4 protein-coding genes and 1 riboswitch are annotated in these 7320 nt (G+C 63.1%); of the genes, 1 reads left to right on the top strand and 3 read right to left on the bottom strand.

Annotation, left to right across the window (positions count from 1 at the left end):
• Nucleotides 1-27 precede the first annotated feature (27 nt).
• Together M9890_14950 and M9890_14945 are read right to left on the bottom strand one after the other, a co-directional pair.
• The gene (locus M9890_14950) at nucleotides 28-789 is read right to left on the bottom strand and encodes a response regulator transcription factor (GenBank protein MCO5178251.1); all 762 of its coding nucleotides are present in this window, start codon (nucleotides 787-789) and stop codon (nucleotides 28-30) included.
• A 60-nt stretch (nucleotides 790-849) separates the two neighbouring features.
• A riboswitch (cyclic di-GMP riboswitch) is annotated at nucleotides 850-932 on the bottom strand.
• Nucleotides 933-1271: 339 nt separating this feature from the next.
• Nucleotides 1272-2081 carry a hypothetical protein gene (locus M9890_14945; protein ID MCO5178250.1) on the bottom strand — a complete coding sequence of 270 codons (810 nt, stop codon included), beginning with the start codon at nucleotides 2079-2081 and terminating at the stop codon, nucleotides 1272-1274.
• Nucleotides 2082-2418: 337 nt separating this feature from the next.
• Here M9890_14945 and M9890_14940 point away from each other — a divergent pair, with 337 nt between their 5' ends.
• A complete protein-coding gene (locus M9890_14940) occupies nucleotides 2419-4728 on the top strand; it encodes a hypothetical protein (GenBank protein ID MCO5178249.1) in 2310 nt (769 codons plus the stop codon).
• Between the two features lie 840 nt (nucleotides 4729-5568).
• Here M9890_14940 and M9890_14935 read toward each other — a convergent pair.
• A complete protein-coding gene (locus tag M9890_14935; protein ID MCO5178248.1) occupies nucleotides 5569-7062 on the bottom strand; it encodes a M81 family metallopeptidase in 1494 nt (497 codons plus the stop codon).
• Nucleotides 7063-7320 lie beyond the last annotated feature (258 nt).

Here is a 7320-nt window from a genome sequence, read left to right as displayed (position 1 = left end):
GCGGCGCGACGATCAGGACTGCCGGTCTCAGGCGGGAATCTGATTCACCAGCTTCAGATCCCGGGTGGAAAATGGCAACTCTACTCCGCGCTGCCCGCTAGCACGAAACACATAGCCGATACCGCGAACAGTGTGAATGTAGCGAGGATGATCCGGATCCGGCTCGATCTTGCAGCGGATCCGACGGACATAGACATCGACGCGATTGGTCTCGCCGATGAAGTCATAGCCCCAGACGCGCTCGATCAGCCGATCCCGCGAGAGGGCGATGGCCGGGTTGCGCATGAGCACCTCGAGGATGCGCATCTCGGTCGGCGTCAGGCTGATCGGCTCAACCACTTCGCTGCGATAGGAGAGCTCGCCGATCGACAGCTCGGCATCACCAACACGCACCGTCGTTCCGGCGGTCGCCGAGGTGGCGCGGACATAGCGGCGGCAGACGCTCGCGACGCGCGCAACAAGCTCCAGCGGCTCGAACGGCTTGATGATGTAATCATCGGCACCGAGAGCGAACGCTCGCAGCTTATGGTCGATGTCGGTGTGCGTCGAAACGAAGATGCTTGGCCCGTTGTAGCAGGTGCTACAGACATCCGACAGCAGGCTGTAGCCGTCGATATCGGGCAGATCAGTATCGAGAATCAGCAGACTGGTCTCGCGTGCCTGCAGGAGATCGCAGGCATCTGCGCCGTGTGACGCCACAACGACGTCAAACCCGGCGTCCTGGAGAGCCACACACATGCGGCTTGCCGACTGCTTGTCGGCATCAATGATCACTATCCGGTCGGCCATAGTCCCCTCCTACGAGAACTGGATCCAGCCGGTAGCGACACAGCAAACCGGCACGATGCGAATCATCGGCCGGTTGCACCACTCGCTCAGCGCGGGCGAGGCGCCCACATTACAGCCCGCGCGTCAAAGCTTCCGAATTGTCAGACCTACCACAAAGCGAGGGTTTCGTCTTTATGGTAACACGAGACGAGCCCAAGAAGATGCGAGAGTGCGACGGCATGGATCATCTCAGTATTGTCATGAGATAAACTCTCACATTTTCGTCACCACGTCAAGTTCTGCCGTCAGGTTCATCGTATCGCGCTGCCATCACAGGCTGCCGGCGATCACTTTGTCGTTGCCAGATGCGGCCTGCCGGTCAGCGGCTATCTGGGATATGTTCCCTGCACAGAACCACATCTTCCGGTATTCCTGTGTGATGGACCTGATCGTCAGGACGCGCTCGCTTCTTACGACGTGGTGGCCCACTAGCCGACCGAGCATCAGGCGAGGTTCAGGCGACGAACGAGCGTGAGGAAGCGTTCGATACGCTCCATGTCCCAATCGGTCATGTCAACCTGAATCGACATGGATACGCCGGGAGCGACCGCTGTCGGCAACGTCAGCGGTTGTCCAGCGACCTGGGCGCCAGTGCTGTCAGTCTCGCGCGGCTGAGGAGCCAAAGGCAAATCCGCAGGCTCGCTACGGGCGGGCTGGGCCGGCGCGTCATTCCGGCGATCGAGGAACGGGGCCAGCGCCACCGCCGCGCTGCCGGCAAGCTCCAGCCGAGTCGTCTGGCCGCGCACGCCACGCCGATAGATGCCCAGATCGGCCTCGTCGGCGAGCCGGAAGAAGAACGTGCGCGCCTCTTCGACCCGGTTGCGAGGCTGCCCAAGTCGCATATCGACCTGCCACAGATGCTCGATCCACGGCGCATCGAGCACCGCCAGGTCCTCAGCGATCGCGCGCTCCAGCGGGGCGCGATATGGTGCATAGGTTGCAATCGCTTCGACCAGGCGCTCACCACGCTGGACACGATCAGGCGCATACGCGAGCTGCTCACCGAGCAGCGTCAGGCGGACATCGCCGACGTCACTGCGCTCGATCAGGCCAAGCTGCTCCAGTGCATTGAGCGTCTCCCGCAGGCCCTCGCCGGCACCGAAACGAACCTCAAGTGCGGAGCGATCGGCCCCCTTGCCCTTGCAGTAGTCCAGCACGTTCTCCATGTCGCGCCAGTCCGTCCGGTACGGCAGGATGATTTCCACTCCGAACGCCCCTTTCAGCATCTCCAGCCAGCTTCGCAAACTGCGCACGCATCCGCACGTCGATCGCCACCAACTCGTCACACGTGACGATATGCGATGCTGGTTCAATCGTCAATGTGTTAGTTGAATCGTCGCAATTGATTCATCACGCAGCAATCGCCACGTGTGCCACGTCGACGTCTGCAATATGTCACGTAACCGCACACTTGAGTTGATGATAAGATCCTGTTACTCTGAGTTCCGGATATCGGTGTTCCTGAATGGATCAAGTGGGGTAACGGAGATCGTGGCTAGTCCAGAGTCCGGACAACCCAAGCGCAGTGCAGACTCGGCATCGGGCCGAGCGGGCGCCGCGCGCGATCCCGCCAGCGCTGGCACCGAGCTAATGCGCACGGACTCGAGCGACGTCGGCGCGGCGGCGCGAACGACCGGCGATGGTGCGACAGAGCGGGCTCAGAGCGGTGAAGATGTTCGCCGCCGCGGCTGGTTCTGGCACTGGAACACGGTCGTGACGCAGTATGCACCGCTCATCGGCCTCAAAGGCGTCGGGCTGATCAACTCCTATACCGTCTGGACTGATCGACGCGAAGAGTCGCCACATCGTGGCTACGCCTTCCCCAGCCAGCAGTCCGAGGCCGACTTCTATGGAGAAGATCGAGCCGAGTTGATGACGATCAACAAGATCCTGGTCGCGCTGGATCTGATCGAGATCCGCAAGGAGATGATCCTGCGCACCGATGCCAAAGGGCGTCGGTGGCGCGTGCCTCATAATCTATACCGCGTGAAGGATCGCGACGACGGCGTGAATCTCCGTGCTGCCGATGTCATGGCCGTCGCGAGACTTGCCGATGCAGACACTGCCGTCTACCGCTACACACGGCGCGTCTACTCCCCAAAGTTCGCCCCGATCGACCGCAACAACGTCTGGCACGCCATCCTTGAGGAGCTGGCCAGCGACCCGCTCTGGCAACAGCTCCAGGAGCGCACGCGCGAACTCGAAGAGCGCGCCAGCGCGCGAACACGCGCCGGACACCGGAAACGATCGAAAACACAGGGAGCATCAGCATCAACTCCCGTGGAACTAACCATCGGTCAGTACGAGGCCGATGTGTTGTCTTCGGGCGAACAAGACGGTGTTGCAGATGGCTCGGGGCCGACCAGTGTTGCAGTGACCAACAGAGGTCAGCAGATGATCAGCAGTCCCGCTGTTGGGCACACCAACACTGGTTCAACACCGGAAGCTGCTGAGGCCAACACAGGTTCAGCCGCCAAATCCCCGAGCAGTGCTGGTCTGAGCAGCGATGGTCAGTCAACCGATGTTGCCGCGGCCAACACTACGTATGACCAAAACCAGATCACTACGACAACAACGACAACCTCGCGCGCAGAGCACGCGGGGGAGATTGCGCGTATGCCGGATGTGCCGTCGGCTGCGACTCGTGGCGATCAGGCCCAAACAGCAATCCCAGCAAACAGCGAACTGACCGAGACACGCGCCACCGGGAATGCGTCGACGGTGAAGAACGCGATGACCGCGCAACAGCAACCAATTGAGGCCGAGGAGGACAATCGAGATGGTAGGACGGGCAGCGCACTCATGGGGCATGCTCGGGCGGCTGATCCGATCGAAGACACACCGGGCGGACCGGTCGAGTCTCGATCCACTGGAAGCGTCGCGACGAGCAGCCCACCGACCGAGCGGCGTGCTGCTGGAGCCGCTACCGAGCGCGGCGCAGGCCCTGTGGTCGATCCATGTCCACTGGTCGTTTCCATCTTCGAGGCCGCCAATGACCGACGATCGACACCGCTCGAGCGCATCATGCTGGCCGAGCTTGAGCGCGATGCCGATCCTCCAGCTCGTGCCGCCGGATCCACCGGCTCCGATTGGCTCGTCGCCGCGCTGCGTGAGGCGGTCGCCGCGGGATCGGCGTTCGTCGCGCCGAAGCGCATCCGCGAGATCGTCCAGCGCTGGGCGGCCGACGGTGACGGACCACGTGGCCCGGGCAGCGCGGATGACGCATCGCTGGCAGCGCTATCAGGAGTAACCGCCTCCGCCAGCACATCTGAATCCACGCCGCCCGACGTGCGCCTGCCCGGTGGCGCACGTGGTGCTCGCACCTGGGCGAGTGTGCTGGCTGACCTCAGCGGAGTCCTCTCCGGGGAAACGTTCGAGTTGCTGTTTGCGGGAAGCTTCATCCGTCGCTATTGGCGGGGCATGGTTGAGGTTGAGGTGGCATCCGACGCGGTTGTCGGCAAGCTGTCCGCCGAATATCGTCCCCTCGTTGAGCGCCTGTTGAATGCGCGTCTGTCCAAGCCGGTGGCAGTCAGCTTCCACATCACCGAAGCCGCATCTTCCGATCCGACGCCTCAGGAAGAGTCAATCCCGCCGGCGCTTCGTGTTTCGCAGTCAGATGTCGATCTGGGCCGTCAGGTCTGGCACGTGGTGCTGACTGACCTTGCTGCGGCTGCGTCGCCCGGCGAGATTGAGCGGCTCGCCGGGGTCGTGCCGATTGGGCAGGATGCCGCTGAGTTCATGCTGCTCGCTTCGCCATCCCCGGTCGCTCGCCGCCTCCTCGAAGGCCGACTCCGCCAGCCGGTCGAACGCTCCCTCTCGGCACTCCTTGGACGCGCCGTCCGCATTCGCTGCGTTGGGCGCGATGAGTGGGCGATTGATGATGGGCATAGCGGTGAGTAGGCATCATTCCAGTGACTCTGCCATTCAGAATGGGCTGTCAACGGCAACCTGTCGATTCGGTAGCGTCCCATGACTTCTGTCAACTCGAGGCCGCAGCCGAGAGATCTCCCCCGCGTTGGATGCCGACGGCCCGACGCGGGGCGTCGCACCGTCCCCAAAGTGCAGGGGCGTATCGCATACGCCCCTGCACTTTGGGGACGATAAGGGAGGCGATTCGCCAAGATCGCAATGATCTGCGCGGGACGGTCGCCTGACGGCGATGACAGCGCCAGGGCTGTCCCATACGCCAGGATCAAGAAGCCGTTTCTCGCCTGACGGACTCTCTGAGCTGGACCATTCACATTCAGTGCGTTGTCAATGTCAAGATGTCCAATCGGCAGCCTACTTTGTGACCTGTCATCTCGAACCGCAGTGAGAGATCTCCCCTGCGCTGGACTGCGTCAAACTGGTGGGAGATCTTTCGGTTGCGACCTCAAGATGACAGGGGAACATGGAGGTTGCCAGCCCAGCGAGTCGGCAATGCCAGCAATGGCGAGCAGTTCGGTCCGGCAGCCAACCCCTTGTCCTGTCATTTCGAACCGCAGTGAGAAATCTCTCCAGGTTGGACTGAGTCGAACGGGTGGGAGATCTCTCACTGCCGGGTGCCCTCCGGGCGGCAGATGACAGAGGAACAATGGAAAGCTGCCGCGCCTGCATGCGTGACATGCTGGCGCTGTCGGCCCGTTCTTTGCTTTGTCTATGACGAGGTGCCGGATCGGCAGCTGCCCCTTTCTCCTGTCATTCCGAGCGCGCACGCGAGGAATCTCCCACCCGTTTGATGCAGTCCAACCCAGGAGATGGCTAGTTCGCTCCGTCCCAGGTGACATCGCGGTCGAGCGGCCAGATCGGACGGGCGACGCGCTGGAACGGCAGTGCTTCGAGGTTGGACGAGGTCGAGCCAGTCGTGTCGCTGCGGATGATCTCGCCGGCGATATCGACGAACCCTGCCCGGAAGTGCTGCTGTGATTTCAGCGCGACGATGTCGTAGCGCCGGACATCGATGCCGTGCAGCAGGAACACCTCGGAATCCAGCGTCTGTGTGCGGATAGTTGAGACGAGGACATCGACATTGCCGATCACCAGCCGTGCCATCAGCCCGAGATCACCCTGCCGCCCAGCACCCATCGGCGTGCTGTAGATGAAGCGGCCATCGGTGAGGGCCTTGACATAGGCGCGGGTCTCGATCGGCGTGCCGTGCAGGTCGTCCGACTTGGCACCCAGGCTGATGTCGATCTCCGCGCCGACGCCGGCCTCGTGGGCCTGGCGGGCGACATCCGGGTCGGCGATGAAGCCGAAGGCGGCGCGCTCCGGGTTGGCTGCCAGCAGCGCCCGCAGCAGGCGGGTGCCATCGCCAGGAGCGCCACCACCGGGGTTGTCCGACACTTCGGCAACGATGACCGGTCGCTTGTCGCTGGCGATGGCCTGCGCGACCGCCTCCTCGGCGTCCGGCAGCGGAGCCAGGAACTCATCGCGCCGATCCCAGATCGCCTGGGCGACGGTCGTTGCCGCGCGCTTGGCCAGCGCCGGGTCGTCGTTCGTCGTCGCGACGACGGTGACGTTGATCAATGGCACGTCGGTGTGCGGGAAGCCGTGGACGAACGAGACATCGACGACGCCGGGTCCGGATTCCCACTCCCAGCACAGCTCGTTGATCGCCTTGGCGGTGCCGAGCATCGTCGTCGACGGCGGGATCGTCATCGGCAGCGTGACCATGTGCATGACCGGCTTGAGCGAACCCTCGACGATCTGCTGGGCCAGCTCGACCGCCTCGATGCCGCGCTCGTACATATCGGTGTGCGGGTAGAGGTGGCAGTTCAACAGCACCGAGGCGTGCTCGACCATCTCCGGCGTCTGGTTGCCGTGCAGGTCCAGCGTGACGAGGATCGGCAGGTCTGGCCCGACGACCTCGCGAATCTCGCCCAGCAGCGTGCCCTCCAGATCGTCGATGCCCTCGGCGACGCCAGCGCCGTGCAGCGCCAGGCAGAGCGCGTCGACCTCGCCGGCCGCGCGGATGCCGTCGATCAGCAGGTCGCGGATTTCGTCGTAGGCGGCGCGCGCGATTGTGGCGGATGGCTCAGTCGTGGTCGAGAAGGTCGGCACGACCTCGATGCCCAGCCGCTCGGCGGCGGCAAGCATCCCGCCGATGCTGTCGCGGACGCCGCGGTGGCCGCTGATGACCTCGTTGCCGCTCAGCCAGTGACGGTTCCTGAACGCCTCAACCGGCGTCGTACCGGCGCGGAACGTGTTGGTCTCATGGGAAAACTCGCCGATGGCGATCTTCATCTCAATCCTCACTCCCCGGCGTCGCTCCCGTCGGAGCCGCGCCGGTCTCACGCGAACTGCCCCTGCCCGCAGATGATTCACCCGCAGGCGAGGACAGTGTAGAGCCGAAGGGAGGGGACTGGAATAGCGGTGATCATCGAGGGTTGTTGACAACGGAACAGCAATCACCTATTTATATAGATGCGCTAAAGTCAATGATCCTTCTACCAAGTTACGCATCAGGTAGTCCCACTCGTCAGGAGGGCTGTTCGTGAAACGTGACATACCCGA

Source organism: Thermomicrobiales bacterium (assembly GCA_023954495.1).
In the GTDB taxonomy this organism is placed as follows: domain Bacteria; phylum Chloroflexota; class Chloroflexia; order Thermomicrobiales; family CFX8; genus JAMLIA01.
The sequence above is the reverse complement of the archived record's forward strand: the minus strand, read 5'-3'. Positions and strand labels throughout refer to the sequence as shown.